The organism is Ferrimonas futtsuensis DSM 18154 (genome assembly GCF_000422645.1).
Classification (GTDB): Bacteria; Pseudomonadota; Gammaproteobacteria; order Enterobacterales; family Shewanellaceae; genus Ferrimonas; species Ferrimonas futtsuensis.
The window spans coordinates 49,246-66,693 of the sequence record NZ_AUGL01000018.1 but is presented as its reverse complement, the minus strand read 5'-3'; the positions used below and the strand labels follow the sequence as shown (position 1 = coordinate 66,693).

The following is a 17,448-nucleotide window of genomic DNA, read 5'->3' as shown; positions in this document are numbered from 1 at the left end:
ACCTTGTTATTTTAAGAATCCAGTTTTTGCCAACATCGCCATGGTGATGCCACCGGCCTCAGGCTCATCATCCAGAGGTTGCATCAGTCGCTCCAGGTAACGGGCGATCAGATCCACCTCCAGGTTCACCGTAGAACCGGGCTTGAGCTCACCTATGGTGGTCTCCTGGACGGTATGGGGTACCAGGGTAAGTCGGAAACGGTGACCGTCCACCTCGTTGGCGGTCAGGCTGATGCCATCAATGGTCACCGACCCCTTCTCGGGAATGTAACGGCCCAGGCCCGACGGGGCCCGCAGCCAGTACTCTATGGCGCGCCCGCGGGGGCTGACGCTCTCTACTGTGGCCAGGCCATCGATGTGGCCGCTGACCAGGTGCCCGCCCAGACGGGTGTCCGGGGTCACCGCCCGCTCCAGATTGACCTTCTGACCAAGCTGATAGTGAGCAAAATTGGTTCGTGCCAGGGTTTCACCGGATACGTCGGCCACATAGCCGTCCGCCAGCTTCTCCACCACGGTGAGACAGACGCCATTGGTGGCGATGCTGTCTCCCAGTTGCACGTCTTCCAGAGGCAGCTTGCCGCTGGCCACGGTGACCTTGAGGTCGTCACCGCGTCGCTCCAGCTGTCGCAGGGTGCCTACCGCTTCGATAATGCCTGTAAACATCTATGACTCCGCGCGCACCAGGGTCAGCCGCAGATCGGCCCCAACCCGGCGTACGTCTCTAAATTGAAACTCTGGCACCTGGGCCATCTCGGCCAGCTCGGGCAGATTCACTACCCCGCGGCCATCGCTACCCATCATCTTAGGTGCCTGATAAAGAATTAGTTCATCCCAGAGGCCAGCACTGAGAAATGCGCCGGCCAACGAGGCGCCCGCCTCCACCATAACGGTGTTGATCTGGCGCTCGGCCAACTCGGCGATCAGGGCCTGCAGATCCAGCTTCTCCCCCTTGGACGGACCTTGCCAACACTCTACCGATGGCGGCCACTCACAACGGTAGGCCCGAGTGGATGCCAGCAACATAGGCGAGTCTAGCTCGGTCATCCTGAGCGGAGGCGCAAGCCGGGCCCGGCCATCCACCACCACCCGCAAGGGCTGAGACCAGGAGTGGGGCAACACCACCGACGCCGGCAACTGCTCGGGACGCACGTTCATGGACGGGTCATCCACCAGTACCGAATCGGCCCCGGTAATGATAGCGCCGTGGGCCAGGCGCATCGCCTGAACATCGGCTCTGGCCTGAGGACCGGTGATCCATTTGGACTGGCCGTTGGCCAGGGCGGTGCGGCCATCGATGGAGGCCGCCAGCTTAATGCGGATGTAGGGGCGCCCCGTAGACATCCGCTTGATAAAGCCTGGGTTGATCGCCCTGGCATCCCCCTCCAGCAACCCGGAGGCCACCTCGATGCCAGCCTCACGCAGCATCGACAGGCCGCGGCCTGCCACCTGGGGATTGGGATCCACCATGGCGGCCACCACCCGGCCGACGCCGGCCTTGATCAGGGCTTCGGCACAGGGGGGGGTCCGACCGTAGTGGGAGCAGGGCTCCAGGGTCACGTAGGCGGTCGCACCCCGGGCCTGTGCACCGGCGGCGCGCAGGGCAAACACTTCGGCGTGGGGCTCACCCGCCTTGGGGTGAAACCCCTCGCCCACCACCTGACCATCCTTGACGATGACGCAGCCCACCGCAGGGTTGGGACGGGTGGAGAAACGGCCGCGCCGGGCCAGTTCGATGGCCCGGCGCATATAGTGAAAGTCGTCTTCTGACCAGTTCATTACTTTTCCAGCTTGGCGATCGCTTCGCCAAATTGAGACAGGTCCTCGAAGGCCCGGTACACAGAAGCGAAGCGGATGTAGGCCACCTTATCCAGGGCCATCAGTTGCTCCATCACCAGGTTGCCCACCATGTCTGAGCCCACCTCCCGCTCGCCAGTGGCCCGCAGGGCAGACTTAATCTTGCTCAGGGACTGCTCAATGGCTTCCTGAGACACCGGACGCTTCTCCACCGCGCGCTGAATGCCGCGACGCAGTTTCTCCTCGTCGAAGGGCTCTCGGGTACCGTTCTGCTTAATCACCCTGGGCATCACCAGTTCAGCAGTCTCGAAGGTGGTGAAGCGCTCATGACAGGTGAGGCACTCACGGCGACGTCGCACCTGGTGCCCTTCGGCCACCAGACGGGAGTCGATCACCTTGGTGTCGTTGGTTGAACAAAATGGACAGTGCATGTTGCCTCCGGCGGGGTCCCTTTTACCAGGACAGCTTAACTGACTGCATAGAATAGCGGATTTACGTCCTCAGGTTAACGGTTTGCGGGGGTTTGGGGCTCGCCCTTTGATCTGGCTCTCCGTCTGGACGTGACTCCATAACCCTTTGCTAACAAAGGAGCGTCTCAAAAAGAGAATCCGGGTCATAGTGGGCAGGAAAACAACAGGGCCCATCGAGTGATGGGCCCTGTACAGACGGGTTGGTCACCGCACTGAATTCAGATTAGCGGTAAACCGGACGGCGGGCACACAGCTCCTTCACCTGGGACTTCACCCGCTCCACCACGGCTTCGTTGCCGAAGTCGTCGAGGATGTCGCAGATCCAGCCGGTCATCTCACGGCATTCCGCCTCATCGATGCCACGGCGGGTCAGGGCGGGGGTGCCGATACGCAGACCTGAGGTCACAAAGGGGCTGCGGGGATCGTTGGGCACAGAGTTCTTGTTGACCGTGATGTTGGCGCGCCCCAGGGCGGCGTCCGCATCCTTACCGGTAATGTCCTTGTCGATGAGGTCCAACAGGAACAGGTGGTTCTGAGTACCACCTGAGACCACCTTGTAGCCGCGGGCCATGAACACTTCGGCCATCGCCTGGGCGTTGGTCACCACCTGCTGCTGATAGGTTTTGAACTCAGGCTGCAACGCTTCCTTGAAGGCCACCGCCTTGGCGGCGATCACGTGACACAGAGGGCCGCCCTGGCCACCGGGGAAGACCGCGGAGTTGAGCTTCTTGTAGACGGTCTCGTCGCCACAGGCGGAGAGAATCAGGCCGCCACGGGGACCGGCCAGGGTCTTGTGGGTGGTGGTGGTCACCACATGGGCGTGCGGCACAGGATTGGGGTAGACACCGGCGGCGATCAGACCCGCCACGTGGGCCATATCCACAAACAGGTAGGCACCCACCTGGTCGGCGATCTCGCGGAACTTGGCCCAGTCGATGACGCCGGAGTAGGCGGAGAAGCCGGCAATGATCATCTTGGGCTGGTGCTCCTTGGCCAGGGCCAGCACTTCGTCGTAATCGATCTCGCCGGTTTCCGGGGAGATGCCGTACTGAACGGCGTTGTACATTTTGCCGGAGAAGGAGACGCTGGCGCCGTGGGTCAGGTGACCACCGTGGGCCAGGCTCATGCCCAGCACGGTGTCGCCGGGCTGCAACAGGGCCATGTAGACCGCGGCATTGGCCTGGGAGCCGGAGTGGGGCTGAACGTTGGCGTAGTCGGAACCGAACAGTTCGTTGGCTCGGTTGATGGCCAGCTCTTCAGACTTATCAACGTACTCACAACCGCCGTAGTAGCGCTTATGGGGGTAGCCCTCGGCGTACTTGTTGGTCAGCTGAGAACCTTGGGCCTCCAGCACTCGGGGGCTGGTGTAGTTTTCGGAGGCGATCAGTTCGATATGCTCTTCCTGACGGACACGCTCCGCTTCCATCGCTTCCCAGAGTTCGGGGTCAAAATCGGCGATGTTCATAGTTTTTTCCAGCATCCATGTCTCCTGCGTAGGGGGTTGTTTTTTAGGCGGCCACTAGTTTACTCCTGTGTGACCCCGATCCCAAGTCCCATGAACCCGGATGCTGTTTCCTCATAAATGAACGCGATAGTTGGCGCATCCCTGCGCATCAAAATCCTCCTTGCCAATCCCCGGGAGATCGGCGAGGCACCCCGTTAACCGGCCGCCTGCACCGGCACGCCCTGTCCGACGCCCTTCACTCGATTGCCCTCGGCCAAGTAGACCAGGCTGGGCTTGTGTCCCTGCGCCTGATGCTGAGCCATCTGCACATAGGCGCAGATGATCAGCCGATCACCGGGGGAAGCCTTATGAGCCGCAGCCCCATTGACGGAGATCACCCGACTGCCCGCCTCGGCGGCGATGGCATAGGTGGCAAAGCGCTCGCCATTGTCGACGTTGTAGAGCTCAATCTTCTCGTACTCCAGAATGCCGGCCAGGGCCAGAAACTCGCTGTCGATGGCGCAGGAACCTTCGTATTCCAGCTCGGCGTGGGTCACTCGGGCCTGGTGCAGTTTGCCCTTCAGCATGGTTGTGATCATAAGTGGTCTCTTCTATTGAATGCGAAATTGACTGACGGCGCCGTGCAACTGGGAGGCCAGTTGCCCCAGCTCAACACTGGCTCTGGCGGTCTGGGCTGAGCCGGCGGCCACTTCCCGGGAGGCCTGACTGACCCCCTCCAGATTCTGGCCCAGCTCGGTGGCCACAGACTGCTGCTGCGAACAGGCTCCGGCAATCTGGGTGTTCATGGAGGCGATGGCATCGATGCTGGCCACCACCTGACTCATGGAATGACTGGCCTTGTCGGCCTGAACGACGCACCCCTTGATCAGCTCACAACTGGCCTGAGTCGCCTCACCCGCCTGCCGGGAGCTGGCCTGGAGCTGTTCGATGATGGCGTTGATGCGGCTGGTGGACTCCTGGGTACGACCGGCCAGGGTACGCACCTCGTCGGCCACAACGGCAAACCCCCTGCCCTGCTCCCCCGCCCGGGCGGCTTCGATGGCGGCGTTGAGGGCAAGCAGGTTGGTCTGATCGGCAATCTCACGGATCACATCCACCACCACGGTGATGTTGTTGGTCTCCCGCTCCAACTCTGCCGCCAGCTCCCCCGCCTGCTGTATGACGCTCTCGGCCTCACCGATGCCGCGGATGCTGTTCTGCACCTCTCTCATGCCTGATCCCGCGTCGTCATTGGCCTGATCCGCCGAGCCCGATGCGGACTGGGTATTGCGGGCCACCTCATCCACCGTGGTCTGCATCTGGGTCATGGCGGCGGCGATGGAACCGATGCGGGCCTGCTGCTGCACCATCCCCTGAGACACCTGTTCCGATACGGACCCGACCTCATCGATGGCGCCTCCAAGCTGCTGAGCGGCCCCGGCGATCTCTGTCACCAGAGACGCCAGCCGCTCTCCCATCCGCTTGCTGTCGGCAGCGAGGTGCCCCAACTCATCCTGGGAGAAACGGGCCTCATCCAGCTGGCAGGTAAGATCCCCTTGAGCGACAGAGGCAATGAAAGCGCGGATGCTGGCGAGGGGGCGGCAGATCTGGCGCACCAAAACCAGGGCGGTAACCAGCATAAAGGCGAACAGCAGCAGAGCACCGATGCCCAGCACCCAGTAGCTGCGCAGCGAAGCCTGCTGGCTGGCGACGGTGTCCGCTTCCACCACCTGCTGATTGAAGGCCACCAACGCCTCGGTCGCCTCCATCAGTTTCAAATAGGCGGGATAACTGGCCATGATGGCGCCGTTGGCGTCCTGGTATCGGTCTTCGCTGACCAGGTCCAGAAACGGCGCATTGGCGCTCAGGTAGGAGCTCCAGGCTTGCTGCAGATGCGCCAGAGTCTGCCGCTCCTGCTCGGAGTCCACGCCGGCCTCATACGCCTGCAGGTGGCCCTCCATGGTCAGGGGCATCTTGCGGCCGTCGGCGACCCACAGGCCCATGTCCGGATCCCCGGCATTGGACACCAGGGAGAAGTCGTATTTTCGATAGTCGATGATGAAGGCGCGCATGTCCTCCACCAGCATCAGCCTGGGCAGGGTCTGCTGGCTGAACTCAGCCATGGTCCTGTCCATCTCCATGGTCTGACGGGTCACCAAGCCAATCAACAGGGAAAACGCCAGGGCAATGCCCAGATACCCCAGGGCGATCTTGTTTCTCACACTCAGGTTGTTCAGTACCACCTGATACTCCTTACTTCATGATTGATGCTGGCCCTAGCGAACCGATACCGCTGAGAACAGATAGATAACCAGGGTTCCGGCCAGGATCAGGCCACATCCCAGCAGCGCTGGCCCATCCAGCTTCTGCCCCTGAATAAGCCAGGCGATGACGGCAACCAGCACCATGCCGATGCCACACCACAGGGCGTAGGCGATGCCGACGGGCATCTGGGTTACCACCCGGGCCAGCAGGGCGAAGGCCAGCAGATACCCCCCCAGACACAGCAGGGTCGGCAGCACCCGGGTAAACCCCCGGGTCTGAGCCAACAAACTGGTGGCCGCCACCTCCGCCACTATGGCCAGCAGCAGCCACAGATAGGTCATCGGTTGCCGCTCTAGCCCAGCAGAGGGCGAACGTCCCGGGCGACCGTCTCGAGGAAGTGATCCGCCTGATCGCAGCTGCCCAACATCTTGATAAAACCGTGAATGACACCGTCAAACACCCGGTACTGCACCGGGACGCCTGCGCGAGCCAGCTTGTCTGAGTAGAGGGCGCCGTCATCACACAGGGGGTCGTACTGGGCACAGTAGATCAGGGTCGGAGGCAGTTGACTGTGGTCACTGGCCCCAAGCGGCGCACAATAGGGGTGCAGGGCATCTGTGGGGGAGCGCATGTAATGCCCCCAGTAATACTCCATGCTGGCCCGCTCGAGCAGGTAGCCTGCGCCGTGGTCAACCATGGAGCGGGTTTCCAGACCGTACTGGACGGCGGGATACACCAGCACCTGACACGCCAGACTGGGCCCCTGTTCATCCCGGCAGCGCAGCGCCACCGCGGCTGCCAGGTTGCCGCCGGCACTGTCGCCAAACAGACCGATTCGCCGGGGATCCAGCCCCAGCTTGACCGCATGCTCAAACACCCAGCGGGTGGCGGCGAAGCAGTCCTCCATGGGGATGGGGAATTTGTGCTCTGGGGCCTTCTGATAATTGACCGCCACCACCACGGCACCGGTGCGATTGGCCAGCGCCCGGGCGAAGGGGTCATTGGTACCGACGTTGGAGACCATCCAGCCACTGCCGTGGAAGAAGATCAGCGCCGGCATCCCCAGATCAGGGGAAGTGACGCCGGCGGGGCGATAGAGGCGCACCGGCAGATCCGCCGTGGGGCCGGGGATGAACAGGTGCTCCACCGCGGCCACGGGCTCCGGGGCCCGGGCAGGCTCGCCGCCAGAGAGCTCCAGGGCTCTGGCCTCCTGAGGGGTCATCGCTTCGTAGGGCTTGGCTCCGGATTGGCGAACCTCTTCCAGGTAAGCCGCCACTTGAGGATCCAGTGACATCAACGTCTCCTTGATTATCAGTGAGGCGGCATGCCGCCCCGGGGTTAGGGTGTCGCCCACCAGGATTGCCCGCAGGGGATCCAAGGATGAGAGAGGTGGATTACTCCGGCAGATGGCAGCGTGTGCTCCTCCGGGCAGGCGACAAAGTCTGTGTCAGGCTGAGGCCTTCACGTCGGTGACCCCTTTGAGTCGGGGGCGGTTCGCCTCAGCTCGGGTCAGGGGCTCAACCGGCTCCATGGAGGCAGCACTGCGCCGGACCAGGGCCTGATACTCCAGAGTGTTGAGGCGCTTCCACTCCAGATCCTGCTCACTGAGGCTGCGCTTCACCTGAGCAGGAGTGCCCGCCAGCAGCTGTCTGGGTTCTCCCTGAAAGCCCACTTTGACGAAACTCATGGCCGCCACCAGGCTTTCGGGGCCGATCACCGCCCCATCCATCACCACCGAGTTCATCCCCACCAGAGAGTCCCGACCGATGATGCAGCCGTGCAGTACCGCGCCATGACCTATGTGGCCGTTGGCTTCCACCCGCGTATCCTGATCGCAATAGCCGTGCATGATGCAGCCATCCTGAAGATTGGCGCCGGATTCCAGGATCAGCCGACCGAAATCCCCGCGCAGCACCGCATTGGGCCCCACATAGACTCCGGGCCCAATGATCACATCGCCGATCAGCACCGCCGTCGGGTGCACATAAGCACTGGAGTCCACCACGGGAGTCAGGCCTTCAAACTGGTAACAGGGCATCACCACTCCAAATAAAAAAACAGCGTGATATAAAAAACACGAGATAAAAGTAAAAAAAGGGCGAGACTCTACTAACGGCACACCCGCCAGAATTCCTCGTGTAGAGCTCGCCAAGCGATAACGCTAACGCTCGATAGGTACAGGTTGAAAAAACACTTATCCCTCCGGATTGTCAGAAACAAACCAGATAAATACATTTGAATTCTATTAACCCAGGGGTTAAGTGAATATGACGTTTATTTTAGCCTTCTCATTCAAAAGGCAAAATAAACCGTCGGACGATAATGATTACTTGCCTTTCCAGACTGGATCGCGTTTTTCAGCGAACGCCGCCGGGCCCTCCAGAGCATCCTCTGAGTGCAGCACTGCAGGGTAGTGTTTCAGTGCGCCGCTGCGGGTAAAACGGTAACCCTCTTCCACGGTCATCTCGGCAGTAGTGCGGCACACCTCTTTCAGTGCTGCCACGGCCAGAGGGGCACTCTGTGCAATCTGGGCCGCCAGTTCGCGGGCGCTGTCCATCAGTTGGTCCACGGGCACCACACGATTGACCACACCCCAACGCAGAGCCTCTTCGGCGTCCATGCGACGACCGGTCATCATCATCTCGGTGACGATGGCCTGAGGCATCACTTTGGGCAGGCGCAGCATGCCGCCACTGTCTGGTACGATGCCCAGCTTAGCTTCGGGCAGGGCAAAGCTGGCATTCTCAGCACAGACAATCATATCCGCCGCCAGGGCCAGTTCGAAACCACCACCGAAGGCGTAGCCGTTCACCGCCGCAATCACCGGCTTATCCAGGTCAAACAGCTCGGTCAGACCGGCAAAGCCGCCAGGACCGAAATCGGCATCGGGGGCTTCACCCTCGGCGGCCGCCTTGAGATCCCAGCCGGCAGAGAAGAAGCGCTCGCCAGCACCCGTGATGATGGCCACCCTCAGTTCCGGATCATCGCGGAACATCATGAAAACTTCGCCCATGGCGTAGCTGGTCTTGGCGTCAATGGCATTGGCCTTGGGACGATCCAGAACAATCTCCAGAACGTGGCCATTTCGGGTAACGTGCAATGATTCGCTCATACTTTTTCTCCAATAAGAGCCAATTAATGACTCCATCCATTAAAAAATTGTCTTAATTAACATCACACAGCAAATGTTTTTGAACCTTACCCGTGCAAGTTTTGGGCAGGGCTCCCCTAAGCTCGATAAAGGAGGGGACTTTGAATTTCGCCATGTTTTTAACGCAGTATTCCAAAATCTCTTCTTCGCCAATCTCGGCATCGTCATTAATAACGACAAAGGCCTTAATGGCTTCATCACGAATAGAGTCTTTCACGCCAATGACCGCCGCCTCCACCACCTCGGGAATCTCGGAGATGATGTTTTCAATCTCCAGGCAGGAGACGTTCTCACCACAGCGCTTGATCATGTTGCTGGCCCGGTCGACAAAGAAGAAGAACCCCTCCTCATCCTGGTAGGCCGAATCGCCGGTTTTCAACCAACCGTCGTCGGTGAACGCCCGGGCGGTGATCTCAGGCGCCTGGTAATACTCCTTGAACAGGGTCTTACCCCGTTCACCCCGCACCTGGATCTCGCCAATCTCACCCGGGGCCAAGGTTTCCCCGTCGGCATCGGCGATCCTGGCCTCATAGCAAAGGCCGGTGCGACCGATGGAGGGCCAGCGACGTTTATCTCCGGGACGATCGCCGATGATGCCGACGATGGTCTCGGTCATCCCCCAGGAGGTGAAGATGCGCACCCCAAAGCGGTCGATAAAGGCGTCCTTCTCCTGGTCTGACATACTCAGGTAGAACAGCACCTCTCGCAGACGGTGATTGCGCTCCCAAGGCTGACGGGGCTGCATCATCATGGTGCGCATCATCAGCGGGATGCATTCGGTCACCGTGGCCTGGTATTTCACCACCTGGCCCCAGAATGCCCGGGCACTGAACTTCTCCAGCAACACAAAGGTGGCACCGGAGGAGAAGGCGGCCATGGCCGCAGTACACTGACAGTCAATGTGATAAGCCGGCGTCGCCGTCAGGTAGACATCGTCACTACGCAGGGCGATCTGCCAGGCGGTGTAGTAACCGGCAAACCTCAGGTTGTAGTGGGTGATCACCACCCCCTTGGGTCTGGAGGTGGTCCCGGAGGTAAACATGATCTCCGCCACATCGTCGGCAGTGACGCTCTCCTGGCTCTTCAACTCGGTACACTGCTGGGCCAGCAGGCGGTCAAAGTTGGCGGTCCCCTTGAGGGCACCGCTGCCGCCAGTGATCAGCAGCTCGGTCAACGTGGGCTGACCCTGCTGTATCTCCAGATAGATGGGCAGAAATTCAGGGCGGGTCACCACCGCCTTGACCTGGCACTGGCTGACGATGTAGGCGCACTCCTCCTGAAGCAGGTGGGTGTTGATGGGCACCATCACCGCACCGATCTTGGCCAGACCAAACCAGCACTGGATAAACTCGATGCTGTTGTTCAGGTGCAGCGCCACCCGGTCGCCTTTTTTGATGCCACGGGCGGTGAACAGATTGGCGGTGCGGTTGATCTCATCGTTGAGCTGGGCGTAGCTGTACTGCCTGGTATGGCCCGCCACATCCTCAAAGATCAGCGCCGTTTTGTCGCCATGGAGTTGCGCCAGGTCATCCCAGGCTTCTCGCAAACTCTGTCCGTTAATAATGTCCATCTGCTACCTTACACATCAAACCAAGTTCAGGATGGGAAAACCCTAATTTCCGGAGTGGAGGTTGTCACGCCCGTCACTCCGGACTCGTGATCTCCAAGACTATTTGTCGGAGACCTTGGCCAGTCCCTTCTCCGCCAGCTGCTCAATCGCCTCATCGCTGTAGCCGATTTCGCTCAAAATGGCGGCGGTATCCATGCCGTGACCCGGCATGCCGCGCCAGATCTGGCAGGGGTTGTTCTTGAACTTGGGCATCACGTTGGGGCCCTTGCAAGTGTCACCCTTCATGGTCTGCCACTCGGTAATCGACTCCCGAGCCACGTACTGGGGGTTATCCTCCAGATCTTCGGCGCTGAGCACCTTGGCACAGGCGATCTTCAGTTCGGCAAACCGCGCACGTACCTCATCCACGGAGCGGGTATTGATGTAGCGGTCCAGGGCATCCTCAATCTCCTGCCCGTGAGGGCATTCGATGCGGTGAATCAGTTGGGTGCCTTCCGGAACCGCTTCGGTGCCGAGCAGGTGGGCCAGGCCGATGTCCTTGAACAGCTCCTCAATCTGGTTAACGCCCACCATCTCCATCACGATGTAGCCATCTTCGCACTTATACAGGCCACAACCGGCGTAGTAGGGATCCCGTCCCTTGTACTGTCGGGGTGCCATCTTGCCGCCGTTGAAATAGTCCATCATGAAGTACTGGCCCATGCGCAGCATCACCTCATACATGGCGACGTCGATGCTCTCACCCTTGCCGGTCTCCTTGGCCTTGTGGAAAGCCGCCAGGGCGGCACTGGTCACGGTCAGGCCGGAGAAATAGTCGGCGGCATAGGGGAAGGCGGAAGCAGGCTGGTCGATGTCACCGTTCTGCATCAGGTAGCCGCTGAAGCCCTGGGCGATGGTGTTGTAGGCCGCCAGGTTGGTGTACTCGTCGGTGCCATACTGGCCGAAACCGGACAGGTGACCGATCACCAGCTTGGGGTTGCGCTCCCACAGCAGCTCATCGGTGATGCCACGACGGGCAAAGGCAGGCCCTTTGCTGGCCTCGATGAAGATGTCGGTGGTCTCCATCAGCTTGAGGAAAGCCTCGCGCCCCTCATCCTTGAAGATGTTCAGGGAGAGCGCGTGCAGGTTGCGGCGAGACAGCTCTGGGTAGTTGGGCTGCACCCGGATGGTGTCGGTGTAAGCCACGTTCTCAATCCAGATCACCTCGGCGCCCCACTCGGCCATCATCTGGGCAGAGAAGGGACCAGCAATTTCGATGCCGGAGAATACAACCCGAACGCCGGCCAGGGGACCAAACTCGGGAGTGAAAAGCTTTTGGGACATGATGGTCGTCCTTTTCAAAATCAGTCTGTGTTGGAGCGCCGCCGGTGGCGGCTGCCCGGGGGAGGTCCTCCCCCGGGCTCCTTGCTTAGCGGTACTCTTTCAGTACTGCACGACCCAGGGTCAGGATCTGCATCTCATCGGAGCCACCGGAGACACGGTCAACCCGCAGATCACGCCAGAAGCGGCTGATGCGGTGCTCGCCGGCGATGGCGTAACCACCCAGAACCTGCATGGCGGAGTCCACCACCTCGAAGGCCGCGTTGGCGCAGTAGAACTTACACATGGCGGCATCACCGGAGGTCATCATGCCGTTGTCCGCCTTCCAGGCCACGTGGTAGATCATGTTCTTCATGTTGCTCAGGCGGATGGCCATGTGAGCAAACTTCTCCTGGATCAGCTGGGTACGGCCGATGGCCTGGCCAAACTGAACCCGCTGGTTGGCGTACTTGGCTGCGTCTTCGAAGGCGCAGTAAGCGGTACCGTAGTTGGTGCAGGCCACCAGGAAGCGCTCCATGTCGAACTCCTCCTTCACCCGGTTAAAGCCATTGCCTTCGGTGCCGAAGAAGTCCTTCTCCTCCAGCTCCACGTCGGTGAAGGTCACCTCGCAGCAGCTGTCCATCTTCAGGCCCAGCTTGGGCAGTTTGCTCAGCTTGATGCCGGCTTTGGTCATGTCCACGAAGAACTCGGAGAACACCGGAGTGTCGGAGGAGGCATCGCGAGCCATCACCACCAGGTAAGGAGTACCCGCGGCGGAGGTGATGAAGCACTTGCTGCCGTTGAGGTAGATCTTGCCATCTTTACGCAGGTAGTTGGTGGTCAGGCTGCCCACATCGGAGCCGGCGCCAGGCTCGGTGATGGCGGAGTTCCACATCTGCTTACCGGTGCCGCGCAGAGCCATGATCTTGTCGATCTGCTCATCGGTGCCTTCACGCAGCACTGTGGTGAAGCCAGCCAGCTGGTACAGCACGTAGGTGGGCGCACCCAGGCGGCCCAGCTCTTCCCAGATCACCGCCAGGGTGGTCAGGCCGGCGTCAAAGCCATCGTGCTCTTCCGGCAGCAGCAGGCTGTCGATGCCCATCTCCGCCAGCTCCTTCACGAAACGCTCGGGGTAGGTGCTGGTCTCGTCGCACTCGGCGAAGTAGGCCTCCCAGTTCTCGCGCTCCATCAGGTCACGTACGCCTTTGACAAACAGTTCCTGCTCGTCGGTCAATCTGTAGTCCATATTTCAATACCTTCTATTTACTTGCTTTCAGGGGACGTAGCTCGTCACCAAATGGAATCTAATCTGCCCACTTGTTGCGCTTGGCGTCCTTGAGGAAGGACATGATCACCAGGATGTTGACGATCACCAGGGGCGCGCCGCCGGCAATGATGGCGGTCTGCAGAGGCTTAAGGCCACCCAGGGAGAGCAGCACGATGCCGATGATTCCCACCAGCACGGACCAGCCCACGCGAATCCACACTGGTGGCTCGTTGTCGGCGTCCACACCCTTACAGGTGGACATGGCCAGGGTGTAGGAACAGGCGTTGATCAGGGTCACTGTGGCCAGGAAGCAGAGGATGAAGAAGCCCCACATGGTGATGGTGCTCATGGGCAGGGCCGCCCAGGTCTCGATGATGGCTCTTGGCGCACCATGCTCCTGGATCAGCGCACCCATGTTGATGATCCCCTCGTGCATCAGGTTCACGGTGTTGGAACCCAGGATGGTCCACAGGAACCAGGTGGAAGCGGTCAGGCCACCCACCATGGTCAGACACAGCTGACGTACGGTGCGGCCACGGGAGATCTTCGCCAGGAAGATGCACATCTGGATGCCGTAAACCACCCACCATGCCCAGTAGAACACGGTCCAGTCCTGGGGCCAGCTGCCTTCACTGATGGAGCTGGTGTAGAACAGCATGCGAGGCAGGTAGTCGATCATCACGCCCACAGACTCGGTGAAGTAGTTCACGGTGAAGCTGGTGGCGCCGATGAGGAATACCCAAACCAGCATGATGATGCTCAGGTAGCTGCGCAGGTCACTGGCGATCTTGATGCCTTTGGTCAGGCCGAAAGCCACACACACGGCGTTGAAGATGATCCACACGGAGATAACGAAAGTATCCACTTCGATGGTGCGTGGAATGCCAAACAGCCACTGGATGCACTCAGTCACCAGAGGCGTGGCCAGGCCCAGGCTGGTGCCCATGGCCAGAATCAGCGCAACCACGTAGATGTTGTCGATGATGGAACCGGCGATGCCCTTATGGTGCTTACCCAGTACAGGCTCCAGGGTGCCACTGGGGCGAACCACGTCCATCTTCTTCACAAACAGGAAGTAACCCAGGGCCACAGTAAAGAAGCCATAACCCATCCAGGGCAGTGGGCCCCAGTGGAACAGGCTGTAAGCCACGCCCAGCTCTTTCGCCTGAACCGACATGGATTCCAGCTCAAAAGGTGGGTAGGTCAGGTAGTAATAGGCCTCCAGGGAGCCCCAGTAAAGTACCGCCGCCGACGTACAGGAGGCGAACATCAGGAAGATCCAGCTTCCGGTACTGAACTCAGGCTCCTCCTGGCCCAGGCGATTGTTGGCGTAGGGTCCCCACACCAGCCAGGCCCAGCCGACGGCCAGAGCGATCATGTACCACTCGAAGGCCCAACCCCAGCTGTGAGTCAGGTAAGAAAATACTGCGCTGATCGCCTGGTTGGCCGCGTCCAGATCCCTAACGGTCAGGTAGGACAGCAGGATCACCACCAGCAGTGAGGGAAAGAATACGGTTTTCTCGATCCCCACTTTTTTCGGGAGTGCGCCTTTTAACGCTTGTACACCGTTCATCCTAAAATCTCCATATCTGCCGATTAGATATAATAAATAACCGGCAAGTTGTGATTTGTATTTATTCCCACTCTAAATTCAGGCAAAGCCATGCCCGGGCTGATATTTGCACATATCGCCTTAAAGAGTAGTTTGATTTTTGCTAGCCCCTAACGAGGCAATATTAAGCTGTTTCTAATTTAGCAAAACGCTTATCAGAAATAGTACTGCATATTAATGTTGAATCGACCATTCCAGTCACCTGAAGCCTGTTCCAGACCCAGGCTGTTTCCGCCCAGCCACAGAACATTCTTGGCGTTGTAGTAATCGACATAAACAAAGAACTGCTTATAGGAAACAGAGAAACCCGTGGAGTTCAGAATAGAATCATCGAAACCGGCCTCATCGGGCTGAAGTACACTGTAGTCGTTATACAGGGTGATGGTTCCCCAGCTCATTGGGAATTTCTTGGAGAGGTTGGCGGTAAGAATCTTACCTTCACTGGCCACTTCATAGAAACCGGTTACCGCACCAATACCAATCTTATTGGTGTCCACTTCGCCATCATCATATTGGTCGAAGCTGTAATCCAGATATTGCAGCTGCAGACCCCACTCACCCATGGACAGATCACCGTGAGCGGCCCAGGTGAAGGTATCACCGGACTCGTTTTCAACGCCATTGTACAGCTGACCATACTCCAGAGAGGCCCCCAGCAGCAGCTGGTAGTTTTCACCTTCCAGACGGTAGGACTGGCGCAGGTCGAAGGTGTTGCGCTCTTCGTTGTTGTAGGTGTTATCACCAATGGTTCCGGAGCTTACGGTACCGGCATAGTGACGGTAATCGCTGGCGCCATAGGTGGCCCCTTGATGGAAAGAAAACTCTGTTTCCCAAGGACCTTTTTTATAGGCCAGGTTGGCACCCACGCCCCAGTCATCCTCGAAACCCAGGTAGTAGTTCAGGCTGTACCACCAGTTGTGAGACGCAAAGTTCTTGTTGCCGAATGCCTTCTCGACCACGCCCAGTTTAAAGGTCAGATCGTCGCTGGCATTCCAGTACGCGTAGGCATACTTGAGGTAGTCATAGGAATCGGTGAAGCGGTACTCCGCTGCCACACCATAGTCTTCCCAGTCCTCAGACAGCTTGATGGCAAACATATTGAAATCAAGATCGCCCGAAGTGGCCTTAGAGGAATCACTGAAATCCTTCCAGGCGTAGTTGATACGGACATTTCCACCCACTTCAACGGCACTTGCAGTATTGCTCACAAGAAAAAGAGCCAGTGGTAAAGCTAATATTTTTTTATTCATTTACATCGACCTCCATTTTAGGTTGTTCGCATTATGCATATTGAATTCCGGGAAAAAACTGCCCCTCGTCACAATTCCCCCTCCAAGATCAGGAGCAAACGGGCGTTTATTTGAGAGTGATCACACTTTTCTCGGGCGAAACTTTGTTTTGCGCTTTTTTTGGCCACCACAAAAAGTGCGAATCGCATTTTTTTGTGACAAAGGTAACATTTAGGTCGCCACAAGAGCGGTTTCAATTGCCCTGAGAATATTTCGAGTTGTATTAATAAAAGCCAGAAAACAAACCAAGGAAATGAAATTGCCCGGCGCGAATCTTTTTACTGAAAAATGATTCCTTTCTTGAAGATAAGCAACAATAACAATTGACATACCCCTGGATTTAAAAAGGGTGTGAACAATATTTGTTATCCAGTTGAAGCTGAGCAATAAAATTGGTTTGTATGTTATCAACCCCACAGTTTGCACGGCAGTAAGTGAAAAAGTGTTCCCCTTCCTGGCTCACTTACTCCGGCAACGCAACAGCAACACTGGAGAGACGATGAAAATTCTTGCGTGTTACAAACTGGTTCCCGAGGAACAGGACATCAATGTGCAGGCGGACGGTGCCATAGACACCGCCAAAGCCGCGATGAAGATCAGCCAATTTGATCTTAGTGCCGTCGAGGCAGCTGTCCAGCTCAAGGCTCAACTGGGCGAAGGCCACATCACCGCACTGAGCATGGGCGGCAAGGCGCTGGAAGCGCCCAAGGCCAAGAAAGACATCCTGTCTCGCGGCCCGGATGCGCTGACACTGGCCGTAGACGACAGCTTCGAACAAGCTCTGCCCCACCAGACCGCCCGGGTGCTGGCCACCGCCGCTCAGAAGAGCGAGTTTGACCTCATCATCTGCGGTGACGGTTCCGGCGACCTCTATGCCCAACAGGTTGGTCTGTTGCTGGGCGAGCAGCTGCAACTGCCCAACATCAACGGCGTCAGCAAGATCATCGGCGCCGAAGCCGGCGTACTGACCGTTGAGCGCGAGCTGGATGATGAAGTCGAAGTTCTGGCCATTCCCCTGCCTGCGGTGATCTCCGTATCCGCCGACATCAACGAGCCTCAGATCCCCTCCATGAAGGCGATCCTGGGCGCGGCGAAGAAGCCCAGCACCATTCTCCGTCAGGCGGATCTCGGTCCCATCGAAGTACCGGCCCTGGCTGAACTGCTGACGGTGAAAGCCCCGGAACAGCAGGAGCGCAAACGCATCCTGATAGAGGGTGATGGTGATGACCAGATCGCCGAATTCGCTGACCACCTGCGTAAAGCCGCTAACTGATTTCGGAGAATAGA

General features: G+C 58.8%; 16 protein-coding genes. 1 reads left to right on the top strand and 15 read right to left on the bottom strand.

Annotated features, from left to right (window positions below):
• Positions 1–6: 6 nt before the first annotated feature.
• The 15 genes from G505_RS0112630 to G505_RS0112555 form a co-directional block, all read right to left on the bottom strand.
• Positions 7–663 (bottom strand): riboflavin synthase, encoded by a 657-nt coding sequence (locus tag G505_RS0112630; RefSeq protein WP_028109887.1) that lies wholly within the window; start codon positions 661–663, stop codon positions 7–9.
• Entirely contained in the window at positions 664–1,776 is a 1,113-nt protein-coding gene (ribD, locus tag G505_RS0112625; protein WP_028109886.1) for a bifunctional diaminohydroxyphosphoribosylaminopyrimidine deaminase/5-amino-6-(5-phosphoribosylamino)uracil reductase RibD, read from the bottom strand.
• Positions 1,776–2,225: a transcriptional regulator NrdR gene (gene nrdR, locus G505_RS0112620; protein ID WP_028109885.1), complete on the bottom strand. Its 450-nt coding sequence runs from the start codon at positions 2,223–2,225 to the stop codon at positions 1,776–1,778. The genes ribD and nrdR overlap by 1 nt, the downstream gene beginning before the upstream one ends.
• A 262-nt stretch (positions 2,226–2,487) precedes the next feature.
• Positions 2,488–3,744 carry a serine hydroxymethyltransferase gene (gene glyA / locus G505_RS0112615; RefSeq protein WP_028109884.1) on the bottom strand — a complete coding sequence of 419 codons (1,257 nt, stop codon included), beginning with the start codon at positions 3,742–3,744 and terminating at the stop codon, positions 2,488–2,490.
• A 179-nt stretch (positions 3,745–3,923) separates the two neighbouring features.
• Positions 3,924–4,307, bottom strand: coding sequence for an aspartate 1-decarboxylase (gene panD, locus G505_RS0112605; RefSeq protein ID WP_028109883.1), 384 nt, complete (start codon positions 4,305–4,307; stop codon positions 3,924–3,926).
• Between the two features lie 12 nt (positions 4,308–4,319).
• Positions 4,320–5,951 carry a methyl-accepting chemotaxis protein gene (locus G505_RS0112600; protein WP_028109882.1) on the bottom strand — a complete coding sequence of 544 codons (1,632 nt, stop codon included), beginning with the start codon at positions 5,949–5,951 and terminating at the stop codon, positions 4,320–4,322.
• 33 nt (positions 5,952–5,984) lie between these two features.
• Positions 5,985–6,314, bottom strand: a complete 330-nt coding sequence (locus tag G505_RS0112595) for an SMR family transporter (RefSeq protein WP_028109881.1) — start codon at positions 6,312–6,314, stop codon at positions 5,985–5,987.
• Between the two features lie 11 nt (positions 6,315–6,325).
• Positions 6,326–7,267, bottom strand: coding sequence for an alpha/beta hydrolase (locus tag G505_RS0112590; protein ID WP_028109880.1), 942 nt, complete (start codon positions 7,265–7,267; stop codon positions 6,326–6,328).
• Positions 7,268–7,420: 153 nt separating this feature from the next.
• On the bottom strand, positions 7,421–8,011 hold the full coding sequence (gene caiE, locus G505_RS0112585; protein WP_028109879.1) for a carnitine operon protein CaiE: 591 nt from the start codon (positions 8,009–8,011) through the stop codon (positions 7,421–7,423).
• Between the two features lie 288 nt (positions 8,012–8,299).
• Positions 8,300–9,085: a crotonobetainyl-CoA hydratase gene (gene caiD / locus G505_RS0112580; RefSeq protein ID WP_028109878.1), complete on the bottom strand. Its 786-nt coding sequence runs from the start codon at positions 9,083–9,085 to the stop codon at positions 8,300–8,302.
• A gap of 52 nt (positions 9,086–9,137) precedes the next feature.
• Complete coding sequence (gene caiC / locus G505_RS0112575; RefSeq protein ID WP_028109877.1) at positions 9,138–10,694, bottom strand: crotonobetaine/carnitine-CoA ligase; 1,557 nt, start codon at positions 10,692–10,694, stop codon at positions 9,138–9,140.
• A gap of 99 nt (positions 10,695–10,793) precedes the next feature.
• Positions 10,794–12,017, bottom strand: coding sequence for an L-carnitine CoA-transferase (gene caiB, locus G505_RS0112570; protein WP_028109876.1), 1,224 nt, complete (start codon positions 12,015–12,017; stop codon positions 10,794–10,796).
• Positions 12,018–12,102: 85 nt separating this feature from the next.
• A complete protein-coding gene (caiA, locus tag G505_RS0112565; protein ID WP_028109875.1) occupies positions 12,103–13,239 on the bottom strand; it encodes a crotonobetainyl-CoA dehydrogenase in 1,137 nt (378 codons plus the stop codon).
• A gap of 58 nt (positions 13,240–13,297) precedes the next feature.
• Positions 13,298–14,833 (bottom strand): L-carnitine/gamma-butyrobetaine antiporter, encoded by a 1,536-nt coding sequence (gene caiT, locus G505_RS0112560; protein ID WP_051216168.1) that lies wholly within the window; start codon positions 14,831–14,833, stop codon positions 13,298–13,300.
• Positions 14,834–15,027: 194 nt separating this feature from the next.
• Entirely contained in the window at positions 15,028–16,080 is a 1,053-nt protein-coding gene (locus G505_RS0112555) for a hypothetical protein (RefSeq protein ID WP_035385374.1), read from the bottom strand.
• A gap of 580 nt (positions 16,081–16,660) precedes the next feature.
• On the opposite strand from G505_RS0112555, the gene fixA reads away from it, so the two are divergent.
• On the top strand, positions 16,661–17,434 hold the full coding sequence (gene fixA / locus G505_RS0112550; RefSeq protein ID WP_028109872.1) for a putative electron transfer flavoprotein FixA: 774 nt from the start codon (positions 16,661–16,663) through the stop codon (positions 17,432–17,434).
• Positions 17,435–17,448 lie beyond the last annotated feature (14 nt).